The following is a 21,130-nucleotide window of genomic DNA, read 5'->3' on the forward strand; positions in this document are numbered from 1 at the left end:
ATCCAGCCATGACCACTCTTGGAGGAACCTACAAGTCCGACTACCCCACCGAGCTGTAGGCCACCACACCCCGCAGCAGCGCGTCCACCGCCTTGCGGGCATTGCGGGCCACCGTACTGCCGCCCTCCGAAGAGGGAGGCGCGGAGGAGGAGGGCGCCGCGGCGGCCACCTGCCCCAGTACGTCGATGACCTGCTTGCACCAGCGCACGAAGTCACCGGCCGGCATCTCCGCCTCGCGCAGCACCTCGTCCAGGCTCTTGTCGGAAGCCCACTGGTACACCGCCCACGCGAAGCCGAGGTCCGGCTCGCGCTGGCCCACGCCCTCCGCCTGGTTGATGCCGTGCTCCTCCTCCAGCGCGTCGAGCCGGCCCCAGATGTGGACCATCTCGCCGAGCGCGGCCTTCGCCGCACCGCCCGGAACCTTCGGCGCCACCGCGTCGTCGGACTGCCGCGCCTCGAAGACCAGCGCCGAGACACAGGCGGCCAGTTCGGCCGGGCTCAGTCCCTCCCAGATGCCGGCCCGCAGGCATTCCGACGCCAGCAGGTCGAGCTCTCCGTAGAGCCGGGCGAGCCGGCGCCCGTGCGGGGTCACCTCGTCCTCGCGCAGGTAGTCCAGGTCCGTCAGCAGCGCGTGGATCCTGTCGAAGGTGCGGGCGATGGTGTTCGTCCGGCCCTCGATGCGCTGCTCCAGCTGCCGCGTGTCCCGCTGGAGCCGGTGGTACCGCTCCGCCCAACGGGCGTGGTCCTCGCGCTCGTCGCAGCCGTGGCACGGGTGTGCCCGCAGTGCGGTGCGCAGCCGCGTGATCTCCCGGTCGTCGGCCGCGGCCGCCCGCCCGCGCGCGTGGCGCTCCACGGTGATGTGCCCGGCCTTGCTCCGCAGCTGGGACGCCAGGTCCCGACGGGACTGCGGGGAGCGGGCGTTGAACGTCTTGGGGATCCGCATCCGCTCGATGGCCTCGACGGGGACCGGGAAGTCGATCCCGGCGAGCCGCTTGACCTGCCGCTCCACGGTGAGCACCAGCGGGCGCGGGCCCTCGGTGTACTCGTGCCCGCGGTGCCCGTTGGACCGCCCGGCCGGGACCCCCGGGTCCAGCACCAGGGCCAGCCCGGCGAACTTGCCCGTCGGGACGTGGATGACGTCGCCCGGCTTGAGCTTCTCCAGCGACGCTGCCGCCTGCGCCCGCCGCTGGGACGCACCCTGCTTGGCCAGGTCGTTCTCGCGGTCCTTGAGGTCGCGGCGCAGCCGCGCGTACTCCTCGAAGTCACCGAGGTGGCAGGTCATGCCCTCCCGGTAGCCGTCCAGGCCCTCCTCGTTGCGCTGCACCTGCCGGGAGATCCCGACGACCGAGCGGTCGGCCTGGAACTGCGCGAAGGAGGTCTCCAGCAGCTCGCGCGAACGGTGCCGCCCGAACTGCTGAACCAGGTTGACGGCCATGTTGTACGAGGGCTTGAAGCTGGAGCGCAGCGGATAGGTCCGGGTACCCGCGAGCCCGGCCAGGCCCGCCGGGTCCATGCCCCGCTGCCACAGCACCACCGCGTGGCCCTCGACGTCGATGCCGCGCCGCCCGGCCCGCCCCGTGAGCTGCGTGTACTCGCCGGGGGTGATGTCGGCGTGCTGTTCGCCGTTCCACTTGACGAGCTTCTCCAGGATGACCGTGCGCGCCGGCATGTTGATGCCCAGCGCCAGGGTCTCGGTGGCGAAGACGGCCTTCACCAGACCCCGTACGAACAGCTCCTCGACGACCTCCTTGAAGGTCGGCAGCATGCCGGCGTGGTGCGCGGCGATGCCGCGCTCCAGGCCTTCGAGCCATTCGTAGTACCCCAGGACGTGCAGGTCCTCGGTGGGGATGGAGGCGGTCCGCTCCTCGACGATCTCGCGCACCTTGAGGCGCGCGGTGTCGTCGTTGAGCCGCAGCCCCGCGTACAGGCACTGCTGGACGGCGGCCTCGCAGCCGGCCCGGCTGAAGATGAAGTTGATGGCGGGCAGCAGTCCGTCGCCGTCCAGCCGGGCGATGACCTCGGGACGCGAGGGGGTCCAGATCCGGCCGCGGGAGCGCCGCTCGCGCTCGCGGTCGGCCTCGCGGACCATCTTTCCGCGCCGCCGGTCCTTCGGGGTGTACCGGCTGCTGTTCTCCTCGCGCGCCATCCGCAGCAGGTCGGGGTTGACCTCGCGGCGCGCGGAGCCGCGGCCGCCGTGGTCGGACTCCTCCTCGAAGAGGTCGTAGATCCGCCGGCCGGCCATGACGTGCTGCCACAGCGGTACGGGCCGCTCCTCGGAGACGATCACCTGGGTGTCGCCGCGCACGGTGTCGAGCCAGTCGCCGAACTCCTCGGCGTTGGAGACGGTGGCGGAGAGCGAGACCAGGGTCACCGACTCGGGGAGGTGGATGATCACTTCCTCCCAGACGGCTCCGCGGAACCGGTCGGAGAGGTAGTGCACCTCGTCCATCACCACGTAGCCCAGACCGATGAGCGCCTGCGAGCCCGCGTACAGCATGTTGCGGAGCACCTCGGTGGTCATGACGACCACCGGGGCATTGGCGTTGACGCTGTTGTCGCCGGTGAGCAGGCCGACCTTGTCGGCGCCGTAGCGCTTGGCGAGGTCGGCGTACTTCTGGTTCGACAGGGCCTTGATGGGCGTGGTGTAGAAGCACTTGCGGCCCTGCTGGAGGGCCAGGTGCACGGCGAACTCGCCGACGATGGTCTTGCCCGAGCCGGTCGGGGCGGCGACGAGGACGCCCTTGCCGGCCTCCAGTGCCTTGCAGGCCTCGATCTGGTAGGGGTCCAGGTCGAATTCGTACATCTCGCGGAAGGGCCACAGAGCGGTCGCCTCTTCGGCGGCGCGAATCCGGGCAGCGGCGTACCGCTCGGCGGGAGAAAGTTCTTCGGTCATCTTGTCATCGAGCCTACCCGCCGCCTCTGACAACAGTCGCGGTCTTTTGCGCGGGCCCGGACGGGCCCGTCCGGGCCCGGACGTCCTACGTCAGGAGCCGCAGGGCCGCCGGGACGCAACTCGCGCTCACCGGGAGCGGACCCAGCGGCTCGCCGTCCGCGTAGGCCGTGATGCCGGCCGCCTCCAGGGTCACCTTCGCGGCCCGGTGGACGGTGACCTTCGGATGGTCGAGGTGAGTGCCCTTGTAGACCCGCGGGAAGACCTTCAGCAGGGTGGCCCGGCTGCAGTCGCCGACGACGGTGACGTCGAACAGCCCGTCGTCGGGGACCGCGTCCGCGCAGATGCGCATCCCGCCGCCGTAGGAGGAGCCGTTGCCGACGGCCACCAGCGTGGCCTCGGTCTCCAGCACCGGGCCGCCGTCCAGGGTGATCCGGTACGGAAAGGGCCGGAAGGCGGCCAGCTCCAGAGCCATCGCCAGGTCGTACTTGAACCGGCCGGCCGGCAGCCGCATCCGGTTGCCCCGGTCGTTGACCCGCGAGTCGAAACCGGAGCACAGCACGGTCCCGTACCAGGTACCACCAGCGCCGTCCCCGGCGCCGGCCCCGGCCCCGGTCCCTGTCACCCTGCCGAGGTCGATCTCGCGGACCCGGCCCTCCTTGAGCGCCTCGGCGGCCAGCCGGCCCGCCCGCGCCGGGTCCCGTACGGGCAGTCCCATCGCGCGCGCGAAATCGTTCCCGGTGCCCACCGCGACCACCCCGAGCGGCACCAGGGTGCCCGCCAGCGCCTGCAGCGCGAGGGAGACCATCCCGTCACCGCCGACCGCGATCACCGCTCCGGTGCCCTCGCGCACCGCGGTGCGCAGCCGGGCCAGGGCGTCCGGGGCATCGGCGCCGACGACGGTCCGCACCGAGAAACCGGCCTCGCGAAGCGCGGAAGCGGCCGGCTGCGCGGCGTGCGCGGCCCGGCCGCTTCCTGCGGTGGGATTGACGAAGAGGGTGATCTCAGCACTCACCCGCGGGAATGTACCCGCCAGGTCCGGCCCGCGTCGATCAGGTGGCGTCGTCGTAGCCGTTGATCCGCTGGCGTCCGCCGTCGGCCTGCTCGGGCAGGGCGCCCGGGGCGGCCACGGGCTCGACCGCACCCACCTGCGCCGGGGTCAGGTCCACCTCGGAGGCCTCGTCGTCGTCGAGGCCCGCGTCGGGGTTCTTCCGCGCCCGCCTGCGGTCGTTGAGGTAACAGACGAAGAGCGCGATGAAGTACAGGGCGACGATCGGCGCGGCCAGCGCCAGCATCGTCAGCGGGTCACCGGAGGGCGTCGCGAAGGCCGCGAAGAGCGTGATGCCCAGCACCATGGCCCGCCACCAGCTCGCGAGCCGCTTCGCGGTCAGCACCCCGGTGACGTTGAGCAGGATCAGCAGCAGCGGCAGCTCGAAGGCCAGGCCGAAGACCACGATCATGCGCGTGACCAGGTCGAGGTAGTCGTCGACCGGCAGCAGGTTGCTCGCGTTGTCGGGGGTGAACTCCAGCAGGATCACCGCGGTCTGCGGCAGGACGTTGTACGCGAGGACCGCGCCGGCGCCGAACAGCGGCGCGCCGACCGCCACGAAGGCCACGGCGTACTTCTTCTCGTGGTTGTGCAGCCCCGGGGCCACGAAGGCCCACAGCTGGTACAGCCACACCGGCGCGGAGAGCACCACACCGGCGGTGAGCGAGACCTTCAGGGCGATGGAGAACGGAGCGATGAGGCCGTTGACCGTCATGGCGGCGCAGGGATTCCCGTTGCGCTGCACGACCACGCCGTTGGCACAGCCGACGGAGTCCAGGATCGGCTTCATCATGAAGTCGATGAGGTCCTTGTAGAAGAACGCGGCCACGATGGTGACCACAAGAACCCCGAGGACCGCCTTCATCAGCCGGTTTCTCAGCTCACGCAGGTGCTCGACGAGAGGCATCCGCCCTTCGGCGTCCCGTGCCTTCTGGTCCTGCTTCTCCTGCTTGCGGGCAGACTTGAGCAACCCACGTCCCTTGTCTCGTTGCAGTTGACTGGTGCGAGCGCGACCGGCGAGGCGGCCGCCGTCAGCCCTGCGTGGTGTGGTTGGGCTCGTTCACGGGGCGCGCGCTGGTGACGTCACCGGGCGAGGCCTGGATCGTGCGCGGGGCCGTGGCCTGCTGCTGGGGCGCCGGGTCGGCGACGGAAGCGGCGGTGGCGGCGTCCTCCGCCTCCCCCTCCTTCTTCATCGCCTTCGCCTCGCTCTTGAGGATGCGGGCGGACTTGCCGAGCGAGCGGGCCATGTCGGGAAGCTTCTTGGCACCGAACAGCAGGAAGATCACGGCGACGATCAGGAGGATTTCGAGGGGCTTCAGGTTGCCGATCATGTGTGTCTTCCTTCTCACCGAAACGGCTGGTTGTGGTAGTCAAGACGGCCCGGACCGAGATCGGCGAGCCGTTCTGACATGGATCGTAACCCCCGGGGGTTAACGCCAGGCAATCCCCTGGGGCATCACCGCTTGCGTGGTCAGACAGTACGACGGTTGCCCGACGATGGCTACGGCCGCACGGAGCGCCCGGCCCTGGCCAGGCCCGTCGCGGCCTGCTCCAGCTCAGCGGAGGCCTCCGCGATCCGGCGCCCGGCGTCCGCGACCTGGACCGAGAGCCTGCGCACCTCCACGAAGACCCGCACGGCGAGCACGGCGAGGACGGCGAGCCCGAGGAAGCCCAGAGCGATTGCGAACATCGGCCACAGCATGCGACGAGCCTAGGCCACCGGCCGCCTCACACGCTGCGCAGGGTGCTCACGCCGCCACCGGTCAGCAGTTCCACGATGCGCTCACCGGCCGGTTTGCGTACCGGCGCCCCACACTCGGGACAGGTGAAGGAGTAGAAGGTCGTGCGCCGACTGCCGCCGATGGCCAGCCGCAGGGAGCCTGCGTCCAGCTCGAAGCGGGCCCGGCAGTCGGGACAGGACGCCTTGAACGCGACCGACATCGCGCGGATCCCCCTCGGCCCCTCAGCCCTGTTCCCCGCCCTCATACGCGGCGAGCGCCTCCCGGGCCGCCCGGCGGGCGCTGTCCGCCAGCTCCACGGGGGCCACGATCCGCCCCTCACGGCCCAGCCGCAGCGCGAGGCGCCGCAGCGAGCCCGGGTCGGGGGTGCGCAAGGTGATCCGCAGGCCCCCCTCCGGCAGCTCCTCGGCGCTGTCGTGCGGGTAGTACTCGGCCACCCAGCGCCCGCCCGGACCGACCTCGACCACGACCTCCGGGTCCTCGGCGGCCGGCTGGACCAGCCCCTCGGACAGATCACGGGGCTCGATGGCGGGCGGATCGGCCCGCTCGTCGAGCAGCCGGATCTCGGCCACCCGGTCCAGACGGAAGGTGCGCCGGGCCTCGGAGAGGTGACACCACCCCTCCATGTAGGTGTGCCCGACGGCGAACAGCCGGATCGGGTCCACCGTGCGCTCGGTGAGCTCGTCGCGCGCCGGCGAGTAGTAGCGCAGCCACAGCCGGCGCTGCTCGGAGATGGCCCGGTCCACGTCGGCGAAGACCCCGCCCTCGGACTCGAAGGTCACCGAGAGCCGGGAACTGGCCCCGGCCGCCTCGCCCGCGGCCGCCTCCAGCTTGGCGGTGGCCCGCAGCAGGGCCTGGCGGTCCCCCTCGCGCAGCCCCGGCAGCGTGGCCACGGCCCGTGCCGCCACCAGCAGCGCCGTCGCCTCGTCGGCGGCCAGCCGCAGCGGCTCGGCCGTGGACTCCCCCGACGCATCGGGGTTGCGCCACCAGATGCGCTCCCCGTCGGTGTCGATGTCGAGCAGGTCACCGCCCCGGAAGCTGGTCCCGCACATGGGCAGCACGTCGAGGTCCGAAATCAGCTCGTCCTCGGTGATCCCGAAGGCCCGGGCCACGTCCGCGACGTGCGCACCCGGGCGCTCGCGCAGGTACGTCACCAGGGACAGCATCCGGCGCGTCTGGTCGATGGCGTTGGCAGCCATGCTGGTACGTCTCCCCCTCAGGGCGTTGCTCACTGATCTTGCCCGGTCACCCGGCCCACCCAACCCCCGCGCGCGGCTGCGCGCGGTCCGGGTCAGCCCTTGGCCACGGCCCGCAGCCGGTCCACCACATCGGCCCGCAGGTCGGCCGGCTCCAGCACCACGACATCGGGGCCGAACTCCACCAGCCAGGCGTCCAGCCCGTGCCCGTAGGGGATCTCCAGCTCGTCCCAGTCCGCCCCGCCGGCCCCCTCGCGCACCGCCGTGGCCTTGGCCCGCAACGGATAGCCCGCCCCCGCACGCAGCCGGATCAATGCGGAGCGCTCCGCGCTCTCCCCGGCCCAGCTCGCCACGGTCTCCCGTACGGTCACCACGTCCGGGACCTCGGCGGTGTACTTGGCGGCGCGCGAGCGGACCTTGCCCGTGATCCGGGAGAGCCGGAACACCCGCTCCGCCCCGCGGTCGCGGTCGAAGCCCGCCAGGTACCAGTGGCCGCGCCAGCACTCCAGCGCCCACGGCTCGACCTGGCGGGTCTCGGGCCGGGCGGCGGTGGACTTGCGGTAGTCGAAGACGACGGGACGGCGGTCGCGGCAGGCGAGCATCAGCGGCTCGAAGGCCGCCTCGTGCACCGGGATCCGCGGCTCGATGGCACTGTGCTGGCCCTCGTACGGGTCCGATGCCTCCGGCATGCCGCCGGCGCGCAGCTTCTGCAGGGCGCCGCTGGCCGCCCCGGCGAGCCGGGCCTGCTGCCAGACCTTGGCGGCGAGCCCGAGGGCCGCGGCCTCCTCGGCGTCCAGCGCCACGGGCGGCAGCCGGTTGGAATCGCGCCGGGCCAGGTAGCCCGTGTCGCCCTCCAGGTTCTCGACGGTCTCGATGACCAGCCCGAGCTCCCGCAGATCATCCTTGTCCCGCTCGAACATGCGGTTGAAGGACTCGTCGTTCCCGGCTTCCATGTAGGCCTCGATGGAACCGCGCAGTTCCCGCTTGCTGAGCGGCCGCCGCGTCCCCAGCAGACACAGCGCCAGATTCATCAGCCGCTCGGCCTTGGCAATCGCCATCGACGCCCATCCGCCCTTCCAGACCTTCGAGTCGTGTCCCCGGTACACCCTCGTGACCGCTGACCGTACCGCCCCGATGGTCCAGGGCAAAAGCGAGGGCCCCTGCCTTCGAGGCAGGGGCCCACATGCTTCACAGCGGACCGATCAGGCGGCCATCAGGTCGCACACGAAGATCAGCGTCTCGCCCGGGGCGATGGCACCGCCGGCGCCACGGTCGCCGTACGCCAGGTGGGCCGGGATCGTCAGCTTGCGACGGCCGCCGACCTTCATGCCCTGGACGCCCTGGTCCCAGCCCGCGATGACGCGGCCGGCACCGAGCGGGAACTGCAGCGCGGAACCGCGGTTCCACGAAGCGTCGAACTCCTCACCGGTGGAGAAGGCCACGCCCACGTAGTGGACGGAGACCATGGCACCGGCCTTGGCCTCGGCGCCGTCGCCGACCCAGATGTCCTCGATCACGAGGTCGGTGGGGGCCGGGCCCTCGGGGAAGTCGATCTCGGGCTTCTTGAGCTCGTTGCTCACGGAACTGCTCCTCAAAAACTTAACTACAGGGGGTACAACCCGGACAGTCTTACACCACGGCGAGGATGTCGAGGCTGAAGACCAGCGTCGAGTTGGCCGGGATGGTGCCCTGCTCCTTGTCACCGAAACCCTGGTCCGCCGGGATGACCAGCAGGATGCGGCTGCCGGCCTTCTTGCCGACGATCCCGTCCTTCAGACCCTTGACCTGGAGCTCCGCCAGCGGCCACGTCACCGTCGTGTCGGTGGCGTACGTGCTCTCGAAGGACTTGTCGTCCTTCCACGTCTTGCCGTTGAACTTGACGACGACGCTGTCGGTGTCCTTCACGACGGCCCCGTCGCTCTCCAGGACGTAGTTCGACACGAGCTTCGTCGGCGGCGCGACGTCCTTCGGGATGGCCACGGAGACTTCCTTGCCGTCCGTGTTCGTACCGACCTTCGGCAGGGCGGCGTCCGTCTGCGGGACCTCCTTGCCCTTGGCCGAAACCGGGACGGAGGTGCCCTTGACGATGTCCACGACGAAGACCAGCGTGGCGTTCGCCTTGATCTTGTCGCCCGAGCCCTGGTCGCCGTAACCGAGGTCCGGCGGAATCACGAGCTCCAGACGGCTGCCGACCTTCTTGCCCTCCAGGCCCTGGTCCCAGCCCTTGATGACCTGACCCGCACCGATGGTCACGTCGAACGGCTTGCCCTTGCCGAAGCTCTGGTCGAACGGCTCCTTGCCGTCCCAGACCTGGCCGAGGTAGTTGACCTGGGCGATGTCGCCCTTCTTCAGCGCCGGGCCGTCACCCTCGCTGATGGTCACCACCTTCAGTTCCTTCGGCGGGGTGCCCTTCCCCTTCGACAGGGTGGGGGTCTCCCCGAACTTGGCGCCCTTCGTGATCGCGGGCGCCCCGTTCTTCATCTCGGCGGAGTCGGAGCCGCTGTCGCCACAGGCCGCTGTCGACAGCAGCAGAAGGGGTACGACAAGCAGGCCGGCAAGTCGGCGCACGTGTTCCTCAGATCTCAGACGGCACATAGGTCGTCGCCACTCTAAGGCGTGGACAGGGCCCCGTACGAGATCCGTACGAGGCCCTGGCCAAGATCAGTGCGATGTCACACGACGCCAGGCAGCGACCTGCCTGCCCTCACATCCCCGCGATCAGCTTCTCCACCCGGTCGTCCACCGACCGGAACGGGTCCTTGCACAGCACCGTGCGCTGCGCCTGGTCGTTCAGCTTCAGATGCACCCAGTCGACCGTGAAGTCCCGCCGCTGCTCCTGCGCACGACGGATGAAGTCACCCCGCAGCCTCGCCCTCGTCGTCTGCGGAGGCACCGACTTGCCCTCGAAGATCTTCAGGTCGTTGCAGATCCGCGCCGCCTGCCCCTTGCGCTCCAGCAGGTAGTACAGCCCGCGCCTGCGGTGGATGTCGTGGTACGCGAGGTCTATCTGAGCCACCCGCGGATTCGACATCGTCATGTTGTGCTTCGCCCGGTACCGCTCGATCAGCTGGTACTTCATCACCCAGTCGATCTCGGTCCCGATCCGGTCCAGGTCCTCCGCGTCGATCGCGTCCAGCGTCCGGCCCCACAGCTCCAGCACCTGGTCCACGACACCCGTACGGATGCCCCGGCGCTCCGCGAAGTCCACCGCCTTGTCGTAGTACTCCCGCTGGATCTCCAGCGCGGAGGCCTCCCGGCCGCTCGCGAGGCGCACCTTGCGCTGACCCGTGATGTCGTGACTGACCTCCCGGATCGCCCGGATCGGGTTCTCCAGCGTCAGGTCCCGCATCACCGTGCCCGCCTCGATCATGCGCAGCACCAGATCGGTCGCCCCGACCTTCAGCAGCATGGTCGTCTCGGACATGTTCGAGTCGCCCACGATCACGTGCAGACGCCGGTAACGCTCCGCGTCCGCGTGCGGCTCGTCCCGCGTGTTGATGATCGGCCGCGAACGCGTCGTGGCGGAACTGACGCCCTCCCAGATGTGCTCGGCCCGCTGACTCACGCAGTAGACCGCGCCCCGGGGCGTCTGCAGCACCTTGCCCGCACCGCAGATCAGCTGCCGCGTGACGAGGAACGGGATCAGAATGTCCGCCAGCCGGGAGAATTCCCCGTGCCGGGCCACCAGGTAGTTCTCATGGCAGCCGTACGAGTTTCCCGCCGAGTCGGTGTTGTTCTTGAACAGATAGACGTCGCCCGCGATTCCCTCCTCGTGCAGGCGGCGTTCGGCGTCGACGAGAAGGCCTTCGAGAATGCGCTCGCCGGCCTTGTCGTGGGTGACCAGTTCGATCAGGTTGTCGCATTCGGGAGTTGCATACTCCGGATGCGAACCCACGTCGAGGTAGAGGCGGGCGCCGTTCCGCAGGAAGACATTGCTGCTGCGGCCCCATGACACAACACGGCGGAAGAGGTAGCGCGCCACTTCGTCAGGAGACAGTCGGCGCTGTCCCCTGAACGTGCACGTGACGCCGTACTCGTTCTCCAGCCCGAAAATGCGGCGGTCCATGACTGAACATTACGCCTTCTGCTCTGTTCTGAAACCGAGTTCGCAGGCGCCGTTTCGATCATTTTCCCGAGAGACCACCCCGAAGCCCGCCAACCGGCCGACCACCCGCCGCCCACCGGCCCGCCACCGGGCCCCTCACCGGCCCGGCTGAGACCCCGTCACCGAGGCCTCCGCAGAACCCTCCAACGGCCCCGCCGAGCCACCCGCCGGCCGCCCCGCCACCGACCCCTGCCCAGAACCCGCCACCGCACGACTCCCACCCGGACGCGCCAGCACCCGCTGAGTGACCGTCAGCACCAGCAGCGCCGCGAACCCCGCCACGCCCGCCACCGCGAAACCCGCCGCCGTACCCCCCGCCTCCACCGAAGGACCCGCCGCCGCCGTACCGATCGCCGCACCCACCCCGAAGAACGTCACCAGCCACGAGAACGCCTCCGTCACCGTGCCCGCCGGAGCATGCCGGTCCACCACGATGAACGCACACGCCAGAGCCGGAGCCAGGAACACACCCGCCAGCGCCGCGAACACCGTCATCGCCACCACACCCGGCACCAGCATCAGCGGCAGGTAACACACCGCCAGCAACGCCAGCAGCAACCAGAGCCGCCGCTCCGGCGCCCCCGCCCACTGCCGCGCCCCGTACAGCACACCACCGAACAGCGCACCCAGACCCAGCGCCGCCATCAGCCAGCCGTACACCGCCTGACCACCGTGCTCGTCCGCGTACGCCACACCCGCCACCGTGATCGACCCCAGCGCCGTCCCCACGAAGAAGAACGCCCCCAGCAACGCCAGCAGACCCCGCGAACGCAACGCCCCCAGCCAGTGCGCCTCCCGCGGCGCCGAACGCCACGTACGCGAAGGCTCCGACACCACGACCGACAGCGCCCCCAGCACCCCGATCCCGTTGATCACCAACAGCGCCGCCGCCGGATCCCACAGCGCCACACACAAGGTCACCAGCAGCGGCCCCACCGTGAACATGACCTCCTGGGCCACCGCGTCCATCGCGTACGCCGCGTGCACCCGCTCCTCCTTGCCGCCCAGCACGCTCGGCCACAGCGCCCGCAGCCCGCCCTCCAGCGGCGGCGTGAACAGCCCCGCGACCACCACCGCCGCGTACGCCACCACCACCGACCCGGTACCGGCCAACGCCAGCCACACCATGCCCAGCGCCGACACCACAGCCGCCGGCAACTGCACCCGCGGCTGCCCGAACAGGTCCACCGCCCGCCCCAGCAACGGCTGCCCCACCGCGTTCGACACCCCGTACACGGCCGCCAGGGCCCCCGCCAGGCTGTAGCTGCCCCCCTCCGCCCGGGTGAACAGCACGATCGCGATCGGCCCCGTCCCGTTCGGCAGCCGGCCTATGAGCGTGCCCACCAGCAGCCTCGCGGCATGCCGGGTCCTGAGCAGCTCCGCGTAACCCGCGGCCATGTCCGCCCCCTCTTCCGCCCGGACCCAGCCGGGCACCACCCAAGTAATACGTATAACGTGACCGGTCATACGTACCATGACCACAGTCGGACGGTCCACCCACCCGACCCCCACACCCCCGTGACCTCGCGCTACAGGAGCACCGTGTGACGAGACCCACCAGCCGCGACGTGGCCACCGCCGCCGGAGTCTCCCAGGCCACCGTCTCCCTCGTCCTCGGCGACAAATGGCGCGGCCGCGTCTCCGAACGCACCGCCGACCACGTCCGCCACACCGCCACCGAACTCGGCTACCGCCCCAACCTCGCCGCCCGCAACCTCCGCCTCGGCTCCACCCGCACCGCCCTCCTCGTCGTCCCCGCCCTCACCAACGAATTCTTCGCCCGCGTCTACACCGGCGCCGCCCGCATCGCCGCCGAACACGGCTTCGGCGTCGTCCTCTACCCCTCCCCCGACGGCACCGGCCCCGCCCGCAACCCCTTCGCCTCCGCCCGCGCCGCCCTCGACGGAGTCATCGCCTCCTCCATGGCCGCCGACGCCCTCCACGCCCTCGGCGGCGACGCACTCCCCCTCGTCATGCTCGACAGCGACCCCACCGCCGACACCGCCCACGCCCACGTCAACCTCGCCATCGCCGACGGCATGCGCCAAACCGCCGAACACCTCCTCAACCACGGCCACCACCGCTTCCTCCACCTCGCCTCCGCCATCGACTCCTGGACCTTCGACGTCCGAGCCAACGCCCTGGCCGCCCTCCTGCCGCCCACCACGGAGCTGCGCACCGTACGGGCCCACCTCAGCGTGGAAGCCGCCCGTACGGCCATGGAGAGCGCCCTGGACACCCCCGCGGACCGCCGCCCCACCGCCGTCGTCTGCGACGACGACATCCTCGCCGCCGGCGCCTGCAAAGCCGCCCGCCGCCTCGGCCTGCGCATCCCCGAAGACCTCTCCGTCACCGGCTTCGACGACCTCGCCCTCGCCACCGCCGTCGAACCGGAACTCACCACCGTCCACCTCCCCGCCGAACGCGTCGGCGAACAGGGCATGACCGCCCTCCTCGCCGTCCTAGAAGGCACCCCCTGGACCCCCGTCGACATCCCGGTCCACCTCGTCGTCCGCGACTCCTCCGGACCCGCACCCGGCATCTGAGAGCCAGGAACGCGAAAGCGCCCCCGGCCAAAGGCCAGGGGCGCTCCCACGCACTACAGACTGCTCTACTCGGCTTCCTCTTCGGGAGCCTCGTCGTTCGACACGGCGTCCGCCTGGGCCGCCGCCGGAACGTCCGCCTCCAGCAGCCGCGACAGCTGCCGGCCACGAATCCGCTTGAACTTGCGCTGCTGGGCCCGCGTACGGTCCAGCACCGCCACCTCCAGCCGCTCCGCCGGAATCGACTTGTCCGCACCGTTCGCCTGACTCGACAGCGCCTGCACCGCCAGCTTCAGCGCGTCGGGCAGGGTCATCCCGTCCTGATGCCGCTGATCGAGGAAGGTGCTGATCTGCTCGGCGTTGCCGCCGACCGCGACCGAACCGTGCTCGTCGACGATCGACCCGTCGTGCGGCAGGCGATAGATCTGATCGCCCGCGGCGGTCGCACCGACCTCCGCCACGACCAGCTCCACCTCGTACGGCTTCTCCCCCGCACTCGAGAAGATCGTGCCCAGCGTCTGCGCGTAGACGTTCGCCAGCCCACGGGCCGTCACATCGTCACGGTCGTAGGTGTATCCACGCAGATCGGCGTACCGCACACCGCCGATGCGCAGGTTCTCGTACTCGTTGTACTTGCCGGCGGCCGCGAAGCCGATCCGGTCGTAGATCTCGCTGAACTTGTGCAGCGCACGGGACGGGTTCTCACCGACGAACACGATGCCGTCGGCGTACTGGATCACAACAAGGCTGCGACCGCGGGCAATGCCCTTGCGGGCGTATTCCGCCCGGTCGGCCATGGCCTGCTGGGGTGACACATAGAACGGAGTCGACACCGGCTTTCCGTCCCTTTCTTCTGGACGACGAGGAGGTCAGAGGGTCAGAGCAGGGCGGCGCGCGGACCGTCGGGCTGCTCCAGCCGACGGTTCGTGATCTTGCGGGCCAGCTCCGAGGACTCCTCGTCGGTCAGCCTGCGGAATCCCTCGTCGGTCATGACGGTGACGATGGGGTAGATGTGGCGGTAGAGGTCCGGGCCGCCGGTCGCCGAGTCGTCGTCGGCGGCGTCGTACAACGCCTGAACGACGAGCGTCGTGGCCTCCTCCTCCGTCAGCTTGGAGTGGTACAGCTTCTTCATCGACCCACGAGCGAAGATCGAGCCGGACCCGGTGGCGGCGTAGCCGTGCTCCTCGGAGCGGCCGCCGGTCACGTCGTAGGAGAAGATCCGGCCCCTCTCCTTGGCCTCGTCGTACCCCGCGAAGAGCGGAACGACGGCCAGACCCTGCATGGCCATGCCCAGATTGCTCCGGATCATAGTGGAGAGCCGGTTCGCCTTACCTTCAAGGCTCAGGGTCGCCCCTTCGACCTTCTCGAAGTGCTCCAGTTCCAACTGGAACAGCTTCACCATCTCCACGGCCAGACCCGCGGTGCCGGCGATGCCGACGGCGGAGTACTCGTCCGCAGGGAACACCTTCTCGATGTCCCGCTGCGCGATCATGTTCCCCATGGTCGCCCGCCGGTCACCGGCGAGGACCACCCCGCCGGGGAAGGTGGCGGCCACGATGGTCGTCCCGTGCGGCGCCTCGATGACGCCCTCGGGCAGCTTGCGGTTGCCCGGAAGCATCTCGGGCTGGTGCGCGCCCAAGAAGTCCATGAAGGACGACGACCCCGGCGTCAGGAAGGCTGCCGGTAGACGCCCTGTGCTACGAGTGTTGGGTTCCACAGGTTTCCTTCCACGTAAGCGGCTGCACGCCTCAAGACGTCCGGCCGATCCTTGAGTTGCCCGATTCCTGCGTTGCAGCCGAAGCAAAGTACGCCTCGGACCTTACCCGTCCGATGATCGTGATCAACATGCTCCGCCGGAGCCTCTTGGCAGATCACGCAGACCCCGCCCTGGGCGGCGATCATCTCGTCACGCTCGGCCTCGGTAATGCCGTAGTGCCGCTTGAAGTACGAGGCCCGGTTCCGTTGCGCGCGGCACTCGCGGCAGTAGCTGGCCCACCCGTCCGAGCTCGTCTTGTTCCGCTCCCACTCCGAGTGGGACTTGATCTCCCCGCATTGGGGACACCGTTTGTGGCCCGACGGCACGGGAATCTTCTCCCGCACCGTCCGCCCCTTCGCTTCTTGCCGCTGTTTGTAGTGATCAGCCTGGCACTCACGGCAGTACGCCTGAAAGCCGTCCCGCATCGCGCGATTACTCGCGAAAGCCTCGAATGGTTGAACACGCTTACAGCGCGAGCAACGCTTCGTTCCTTCAGGCGCCGCCTCGGCCACGCAACCCCCCGCGCCTTCGATCTGAAGGCTTAGCTAGCCCAGGACCTTCACTCGCCACCCTTTTGCACGAATGACCTCACGAAATCCTCGGCGTTCTCCTCCAAGACGTCATCGATTTCGTCGAGTACGGAGTCGACGTCGTCGGAGAGCTTTTCCTGTCGCTCCTTGAGGTCGGTCGATTCTTCGACCGCGGCCTCCTCGACCTCCTCGGTCGAGCGCTGCGCCTTCTGCTGTCCGCCGCCGGTGTCCTTGGTCGCCATGTCTAGCTCACCCCGCTCGGTTCGCACGCTCACGTCGAAAGACCCCGCGAATTCGGGATCCCTCAAGATCAGACTCTACGTCGGACCCTACAAGGAGGGTCCGACATCCGTCCCGGTACTTTCATAACGTCCGGATGTGTTCATGATTCCCGGGCCGGGGGCCTTTCAGCCCCCGCGCCGGGTACCGGAAAGGCCTCAGCGCCCCGACAGCACCCGGACCAGGTCCTCCGCCGTGCGGCAGCGGTCCAGGAGCTCCTTCACGTGGGCACGGGTGCCCCGCAGGGGTTCCAGGGTCGGGACCCGCTGGAGGGAGTCGTGACCCGGCAGGTCGAAGATCACCGAGTCCCACGAGGCCGCCGCCACGTCGTCCGCGTACTGCTCGAGGCACCGCCCCCGGAAGTACGCCCGGGTGTCCTCCGGCGGCTTGCTCTGCGCCCGTTCCACCGCCGTCTCGTCCAGGAGCCGCTTCATCTTGCCGCGGGCCACCAGGCGGTTGTACAGCCCCTTGTCGGGCCGTACGTCCGCGTACTGGAGGTCCACGAGGTGGAGGCGGGCAGCGTCCCAGCCGAGGCCGTCCCGGCGCCGGTAGCCCTCCAGGAGCTCCCGCTTCGCGATCCAGTCGAGCTCCCCCGACAGGCTCATCGGGTCGGTTTCCAGCCGGCCCAGTACGTCCTCCCAGCGGGCCAGCACATCCTTGGTCTGCTCGTCCGCGTCGGAGCCGAAACGCTCCTCCACGTACTTCCTGGCCAGCTCGTAGTACTCCATCTGGAGCTGTACGGCGGTCAGCGTCCGCCCGCTGCGCAGCGTGATCAGGTGCTGCAGGTCGGGGTCGTGGGAGACCTGGTGGAGGGTGCGTACGGGCTGGTCCACGGCGAGGTCGACGTTGATGTAGCCGTCTTCGATCATGGACAGGACCAGTGCGGTGGTGCCGAGCTTGAGGTAGGTGGAGATCTCGGAGAGGTTGGCGTCGCCGATGATCACGTGGAGCCGGCGGTACTTCTCGGCGTCCGAGTGCGGCTCGTCCCGGGTGTTGATGATGGGGCGCTTGAGGGTGGTCTCCAGGCCGACCTCGACTTCGAAGTAGTCGGCGCGCTGGCTGATCTGGAAGCCGTGTTCGCGGCCGTCCTGGCCGATGCCGACGCGGCCGGCGCCGGTGAAGACGAGGCGGGAGACGAAGAAGGGGGTGAGGTGGCGCACGATGTCCGAGAAGGGGGTTTCCCGCTTCATCAGGTAGTTCTCGTGCGTGCCGTAGGAGGCGCCCTTGTTGTCGGTGTTGTTCTTGTAGAGGTGGATGGGCTGGGCCCCGGGGAGCTGGGCGGCCCTGACGGCCGCCTCGGCCATGATCCGCTCGCCGGCCTTGTCCCAGAGGACGGCGTCGAGCGGGTTGGTGATCTCCGGGGAGCTGTATTCGGGGTGTGCGTGGTCCACGTAGAGGCGTGCGCCGTTGGTGAGGATGACGTTGGCGAGGCCGATGTCCTCGTCGGTGAGCTGGCTGTTGTCGGCGGCCTCGCGGGCGAGGTCGAAGCCGCGGGCGTCCCGCAGCGGGTTCTCTTCCTCGAAGTCCCAGCGGGCGCGTCGCGCCCGGTGCATCGCCGCCGCGTAGGCGTTGACGATCTGGGACGAGGTGAGCATGGCATTGGCGTTCGGGTGCCCCGGGACGGAGATCCCGTACTCCGTCTCGATCCCCATTACTCGCCGTACGGTCATGCGGCCCTCCTTGCCCGGCGGCGCTCCCGTTCGGGAGCGGCGCTCAAGTACCGCTGGTGCTCCGGTGCGTCGTGTGCGGTGCCCGTCCCCGCACTGCGCGACCTGCGGTATGGAAGAGCCTAGAACCACTCCGCGCTGGTGGGGAGATCATTTCAGTCATTGACTTTGCCCTGTCACCGGCTGAAAAGAGCAGTAGGTAAAGCAGTCGGCTGCGGATGCCCTTGCCGGGCATCCGCAGCCGGCCCGGTTTGTCAGAGGTACTGACCGGTGTTGGCCACCGTGTCGATGGAGCGTCCGGTGTCCGCGCCTTGCTTTCCGGTGACGAGGGTTCGGATGAATACGATCCGCTCGCCCTTCTTTCCGGAGATTCGGGCCCAGTCGTCGGGGTTGGTGGTGTTGGGCAGGTCTTCGTTCTCCTTGAACTCGTCCACGCAAGCCTGGAGGAGATGGGCGACGCGAAGGCCCTTCTGGTTGTGCTCGAGGAAGGCCTTGATGGCCATCTTCTTCGCACGGTCCACGATGTTCTGGATCATCGCGCCCGAGTTGAAGTCCTTGAAGTAGAGGACTTCCTTGTCGCCGTTGGCGTACGTGACCTCGAGGAAGCGGTTTTCCTCGGTTTCGGCGTACATCTGCTCGACGACGGTCTGGATCATGCTGTGGACGGTTTCGGCGGTGGAGCCCTGGTGCTCGCCGAGGTCGTCGGTGTGCAGGGGCAGGGTGGCCTTGAGGTACTTCGCGAAGATGTCCTTGGCGGCCTCGGCGCCGGGGCGCTCGATCTTGATCTTCACGTCGAGCCGGCCGGGGCGCAGGATGGCCGGGTCGATCATGTCCTCGCGGTTGGAGGCGCCGATGACGATGACGTTCTCCAGGCCTTCCACGCCGTCGATCTCGGCGAGCAGCTGGGGGACGATGGTGTTCTCCACGTCCGAGCTGACTCCGGATCCGCGGGTGCGGAAGAGGGATTCCATCTCGTCGAAGAAGACGATGACGGGGGTGCCCTCGCTCGCCTTCTCCCTCGCACGCTGGAAGACGAGGCGGATGTGCCGCTCGGTCTCGCCGACGTACTTGTTGAGGAGTTCGGGGCCCTTGATGTTCAGGAAGTAGGACTTCCCGGTGGGCTGGCCGGTGACTTCGGCGACCTTCTTGGCAAGGGAGTTGGCCACTGCCTTGGCGATGAGCGTCTTGCCACAGCCGGGAGGGCCGTAGAGCAGGATGCCCTTCGGGGGCCGCAGTTCGTGTTCCTTGAAGAGGTCGGGGTAGAGGTAGGGGAGCTCGACGGCGTCGCGGATCAGCTCGATCTGGTCGCCCAGGCCGCCGATCTTGTCGTAGTCGATGTCCGGGACCTCTTCGAGGACGAGGTCTTCGACCTCGCTCTTGGGGACGATCTCGTAGACGTAGCCGGAGCGGGGTTCGAGCAGCAGGGAGTCGCCGGGGCGGATGGTGACGTCCAGGAGCGGCTCGGCGAGCCTCACCACCCTTTCCTCGTCGGTGTGCCCGACCACCAGGGCGCGCTCGCCGTCCTCGAGGATTTCCTTGAGGGTGACGATGTCCCCGGCCCGCTCGTACTGCATGGCCTCGACCACGTTGAGGGCCTCGTTGAGCATGACCTCCTGGCCGCGCCGGAGGTCTTCCGGTTCGACGCTGGGGCTCACGTTCACTCGGAGCTTTCGGCCGCCGGTGAAGATGTCGACGGTTCCGTCTTCGTTCGACTGCAGGAAGACTCCGAAGCCGGCCGGCGGCTGTGCGAGCCGGTCGACTTCTTCCTTGAGGGCCACGATCTGGTCGCGGGCCTCGCGCAGGGTGTTCGCCAGCCGCTCGTTCTGTGCGGAGACGCCTGCCAGGTTTGTCTGGAGCTCGACGATCCGCTCTTCGAGAATCCTCGTGTGTCGCGGAGAGTCGGCGAGCTTACGTCGCAGGACGGCGATTTCCTGCTCGAGATAGGCAACCTGGCCGGCGGGGTCCTCAGACCCTCGCCCGGGCCGGATGCCGCGGTTGATGTCGTCGTCGTGGGCTGCCACGGTCCTCACCTCCTCCAAGGGGAGCTGGACGCTTTCTGACCCTACCTGGGCTGGTGGTGATTGAAACCCCTAGATCACAAAGACGGTAGGGGTGTGTCCGATCTTCACCCTTGCGTACTCCCTCCCGTCAAGGAAATACCCACCCATCAAACTCGGGAAGCGGCCGGTTGTAAGGTCGAACTGTTCAACACCCGTCCGAGCTCGTGCGACTTGCCGCGAGTATCTGACCGGGATGGATCACTCGAGGCAGGGAACGGCAGGAGATATGACCGTGCAGCAGGAGGTTTCCGCGGGGGGTTCCGGCGAGGCCGGAGAGCCGCTCGAGGTCTGGATCGACCAGGACCTCTGCACTGGCGACGGCATCTGTGTGCAGTACGCACCGGAGGTGTTCGAGCTGGACATCGATGGTCTGGCGTACGTGAAGAGCCCTGCCGACGAGTTGCTCGTGGAGGCGGGGGCGACCACTCCGGTTCCGCTGGTGCTGCTTCAGGACGTGGTGGATTCCGCGAAGGAATGTCCCGGGGATTGCATCCACGTAAGGCGGGTTTCGGACAGGGTGGAAGTCTTCGGTCCCGACGCGGAGTGACGGTTCAAACTCCTGTGGGGGTCGGATCCGTAAGCTCCTGGCGGAATTTTCCGCCGGTCCACCGCCACTTGGCGAGCTGTTCTGTATCGGGGCTGTAGCGGGGCACTTCGGGCGATGAGTATCCGAGGAGCGTCGCGGTGACGAGCCCGTCGCGGACGGTGAGATCGGTCGCGGTCTGATTGCGGCCGGCTTCGAGGAGTGTGGCGACGACGCGGGGCTTCGCTGTGTTCGCGGGGTCCCGGGTGAGGACGTAGATCGCGTGCGGCGGGGTGCCCGAGCCGGCGTCGCAGCGGACGGCCGCGACGGTTTCGGGGCGGCCGTCGCCGTCGAGGTCGCCTTCGGCGGTGGCCGTGACGGCGTGTGGGGCGCCTTTGCAGTCCAGGGGGTACGTGAGCGCGTGCGCATCGGGAGCGACCGTCTCGGGGCCGCCCGCGGGGCTCGTGGACTGCGTGGGGCCCGCCGGTCCTACTGGCTGCGCGGAGGCTCCGGTGGCGCGGTCGGGCTGCAGGAGTCCGGCGCCGGCTATGACGGCGGCCAGGGCCGAGGCGGTGGCGAGCCAGTGGACTGGCCGGGCCTGGTGGTGCGCCGGTGTGGGGGTGCTCGGCGCCGGCTCGGCGGGGCTGTGCGGCACGCGGGGTGTCTCCTGTGCGAAGGGTGACGGGGAGCCAGCATCGTGCCACACCTCACATCGGGGTGGAACGGGTGGGTCCGGGCCGGCGGTGGCGCTCGCGCGGGTCCGTCCCGTGGGACAACGAAAAGACGCTGTGGCG

General features: G+C 69.2%; 21 protein-coding genes. 2 read left to right on the forward strand and 19 right to left on the reverse strand.

Going from position 1 to position 21,130, the window contains the following annotated elements:
* Positions 1-40: 40 nt before the first annotated feature.
* The 12 genes from AC3IYI_RS07735 to AC3IYI_RS07790 all read right to left on the reverse strand — a co-directional run bounded on the left by AC3IYI_RS07735 (position 41) and on the right by AC3IYI_RS07790 (position 12,376).
* Complete coding sequence (locus AC3IYI_RS07735; RefSeq protein WP_489409479.1) at positions 41-2,893, reverse strand: DEAD/DEAH box helicase; 2,853 nt, start codon at positions 2,891-2,893, stop codon at positions 41-43.
* 85 nt (positions 2,894-2,978) lie between these two features.
* Positions 2,979-3,905, reverse strand: a complete 927-nt coding sequence (locus tag AC3IYI_RS07740) for a diacylglycerol kinase (protein WP_489409480.1) — start codon at positions 3,903-3,905, stop codon at positions 2,979-2,981.
* Between the two features lie 37 nt (positions 3,906-3,942).
* A complete protein-coding gene (gene tatC / locus AC3IYI_RS07745; protein ID WP_489409481.1) occupies positions 3,943-4,908 on the reverse strand; it encodes a twin-arginine translocase subunit TatC in 966 nt (321 codons plus the stop codon).
* Positions 4,909-4,969: 61 nt separating this feature from the next.
* Positions 4,970-5,269 (reverse strand): Sec-independent protein translocase subunit TatA, encoded by a 300-nt coding sequence (gene tatA / locus AC3IYI_RS07750; RefSeq protein WP_243334040.1) that lies wholly within the window; start codon positions 5,267-5,269, stop codon positions 4,970-4,972.
* A 170-nt stretch (positions 5,270-5,439) separates the two neighbouring features.
* Positions 5,440-5,640, reverse strand: coding sequence for a hypothetical protein (locus AC3IYI_RS07755; RefSeq protein ID WP_243334039.1), 201 nt, complete (start codon positions 5,638-5,640; stop codon positions 5,440-5,442).
* Between the two features lie 26 nt (positions 5,641-5,666).
* On the reverse strand, positions 5,667-5,924 hold the full coding sequence (locus AC3IYI_RS07760) for a hypothetical protein (RefSeq protein ID WP_489409482.1): 258 nt from the start codon (positions 5,922-5,924) through the stop codon (positions 5,667-5,669).
* Complete coding sequence (locus AC3IYI_RS07765; RefSeq protein ID WP_489409483.1) at positions 5,902-6,876, reverse strand: helix-turn-helix transcriptional regulator; 975 nt, start codon at positions 6,874-6,876, stop codon at positions 5,902-5,904. The genes AC3IYI_RS07760 and AC3IYI_RS07765 overlap by 23 nt, the downstream gene beginning before the upstream one ends.
* Before the next feature lie 92 nt (positions 6,877-6,968).
* Complete coding sequence (locus AC3IYI_RS07770) at positions 6,969-7,931, reverse strand: helix-turn-helix transcriptional regulator (protein ID WP_489409484.1); 963 nt, start codon at positions 7,929-7,931, stop codon at positions 6,969-6,971.
* Between the two features lie 144 nt (positions 7,932-8,075).
* Positions 8,076-8,453, reverse strand: coding sequence for an FKBP-type peptidyl-prolyl cis-trans isomerase (locus tag AC3IYI_RS07775; RefSeq protein ID WP_243334032.1), 378 nt, complete (start codon positions 8,451-8,453; stop codon positions 8,076-8,078).
* A 49-nt stretch (positions 8,454-8,502) separates the two neighbouring features.
* On the reverse strand, positions 8,503-9,441 hold the full coding sequence (locus AC3IYI_RS07780; RefSeq protein ID WP_489409485.1) for an FKBP-type peptidyl-prolyl cis-trans isomerase: 939 nt from the start codon (positions 9,439-9,441) through the stop codon (positions 8,503-8,505).
* A 136-nt stretch (positions 9,442-9,577) separates the two neighbouring features.
* Entirely contained in the window at positions 9,578-10,939 is a 1,362-nt protein-coding gene (gene pafA / locus AC3IYI_RS07785; RefSeq protein WP_053678744.1) for a Pup--protein ligase, read from the reverse strand.
* A 135-nt stretch (positions 10,940-11,074) separates the two neighbouring features.
* Positions 11,075-12,376: an MFS transporter gene (locus tag AC3IYI_RS07790; protein WP_489411464.1), complete on the reverse strand. Its 1,302-nt coding sequence runs from the start codon at positions 12,374-12,376 to the stop codon at positions 11,075-11,077.
* A gap of 146 nt (positions 12,377-12,522) precedes the next feature.
* On the opposite strand from AC3IYI_RS07790, the gene AC3IYI_RS07795 reads away from it, so the two are divergent.
* Entirely contained in the window at positions 12,523-13,524 is a 1,002-nt protein-coding gene (locus AC3IYI_RS07795) for a LacI family DNA-binding transcriptional regulator (RefSeq protein ID WP_489409486.1), read from the forward strand.
* 65 nt (positions 13,525-13,589) lie between these two features.
* Here AC3IYI_RS07795 and prcA read toward each other — a convergent pair whose 3' ends face one another.
* From prcA to arc, 6 genes are all read right to left on the reverse strand, one after another.
* Positions 13,590-14,354, reverse strand: coding sequence for a proteasome subunit alpha (prcA, locus tag AC3IYI_RS07800; RefSeq protein WP_489409487.1), 765 nt, complete (start codon positions 14,352-14,354; stop codon positions 13,590-13,592).
* Positions 14,355-14,398: 44 nt separating this feature from the next.
* Positions 14,399-15,238, reverse strand: a complete 840-nt coding sequence (gene prcB, locus AC3IYI_RS07805) for a proteasome subunit beta (protein ID WP_489409488.1) — start codon at positions 15,236-15,238, stop codon at positions 14,399-14,401.
* Positions 15,190-15,789 carry an endonuclease VII domain-containing protein gene (locus AC3IYI_RS07810; protein WP_489409489.1) on the reverse strand — a complete coding sequence of 200 codons (600 nt, stop codon included), beginning with the start codon at positions 15,787-15,789 and terminating at the stop codon, positions 15,190-15,192. Before AC3IYI_RS07810 ends, prcB begins: the two co-directional genes overlap by 49 nt.
* Positions 15,790-15,836: 47 nt before the next feature.
* Positions 15,837-16,049 (reverse strand): ubiquitin-like protein Pup, encoded by a 213-nt coding sequence (locus AC3IYI_RS07815; RefSeq protein WP_030294332.1) that lies wholly within the window; start codon positions 16,047-16,049, stop codon positions 15,837-15,839.
* Between the two features lie 195 nt (positions 16,050-16,244).
* Entirely contained in the window at positions 16,245-17,756 is a 1,512-nt protein-coding gene (dop, locus tag AC3IYI_RS07820; protein ID WP_489409490.1) for a depupylase/deamidase Dop, read from the reverse strand.
* A gap of 251 nt (positions 17,757-18,007) precedes the next feature.
* Positions 18,008-19,774, reverse strand: coding sequence for a proteasome ATPase (gene arc / locus AC3IYI_RS07825; protein ID WP_266910136.1), 1,767 nt, complete (start codon positions 19,772-19,774; stop codon positions 18,008-18,010).
* Between the two features lie 265 nt (positions 19,775-20,039).
* On the opposite strand from arc, the gene AC3IYI_RS07830 reads away from it, so the two are divergent.
* The gene (locus tag AC3IYI_RS07830) at positions 20,040-20,360 is read left to right on the forward strand and encodes a ferredoxin (RefSeq protein ID WP_489409491.1); all 321 of its coding nucleotides are present in this window, start codon (positions 20,040-20,042) and stop codon (positions 20,358-20,360) included.
* A 4-nt stretch (positions 20,361-20,364) separates the two neighbouring features.
* Here the strand turns inward: AC3IYI_RS07830 and AC3IYI_RS07835 are convergent, their stop codons facing one another.
* Positions 20,365-20,991, reverse strand: coding sequence for a hypothetical protein (locus tag AC3IYI_RS07835; protein ID WP_489409492.1), 627 nt, complete (start codon positions 20,989-20,991; stop codon positions 20,365-20,367).
* Positions 20,992-21,130: the final 139 nt, after the last annotated feature.

It is taken from the genome of Streptomyces sp. GL_148 (assembly GCF_057834205.1).

What these genes read in the sequence shown, in the direction of transcription:
- AC3IYI_RS07735 (WP_489409479.1), bottom strand. Translation starts at nt 2,893, where the DNA reads ATGACCGAAGAACTTTCTCCCGCCGAGCGGTACGCCGCTGCCCGGATT.
- tatA (WP_243334040.1), bottom strand. Translation starts at nt 5,269, where the DNA reads ATGATCGGCAACCTGAAGCCCCTCGAAATCCTCCTGATCGTCGCCGTG.
- AC3IYI_RS07755 (WP_243334039.1), bottom strand. Translation starts at nt 5,640, where the DNA reads ATGCTGTGGCCGATGTTCGCAATCGCTCTGGGCTTCCTCGGGCTCGCC.
- AC3IYI_RS07760 (WP_489409482.1), bottom strand. Translation starts at nt 5,924, where the DNA reads ATGAGGGCGGGGAACAGGGCTGAGGGGCCGAGGGGGATCCGCGCGATG.
- AC3IYI_RS07765 (WP_489409483.1), bottom strand. Translation starts at nt 6,876, where the DNA reads ATGGCTGCCAACGCCATCGACCAGACGCGCCGGATGCTGTCCCTGGTG.
- AC3IYI_RS07770 (WP_489409484.1), bottom strand. Translation starts at nt 7,931, where the DNA reads ATGGCGATTGCCAAGGCCGAGCGGCTGATGAATCTGGCGCTGTGTCTG.
- pafA (WP_053678744.1), bottom strand. Translation starts at nt 10,939, where the DNA reads ATGGACCGCCGCATTTTCGGGCTGGAGAACGAGTACGGCGTCACGTGC.
- AC3IYI_RS07790 (WP_489411464.1), bottom strand. Translation starts at nt 12,376, where the DNA reads ATGGCCGCGGGTTACGCGGAGCTGCTCAGGACCCGGCATGCCGCGAGG.
- AC3IYI_RS07815 (WP_030294332.1), bottom strand. Translation starts at nt 16,049, where the DNA reads ATGGCGACCAAGGACACCGGCGGCGGACAGCAGAAGGCGCAGCGCTCG.
- dop (WP_489409490.1), bottom strand. Translation starts at nt 17,756, where the DNA reads ATGACCGTACGGCGAGTAATGGGGATCGAGACGGAGTACGGGATCTCC.
- AC3IYI_RS07830 (WP_489409491.1), top strand. Translation starts at nt 20,040, where the DNA reads ATGACCGTGCAGCAGGAGGTTTCCGCGGGGGGTTCCGGCGAGGCCGGA.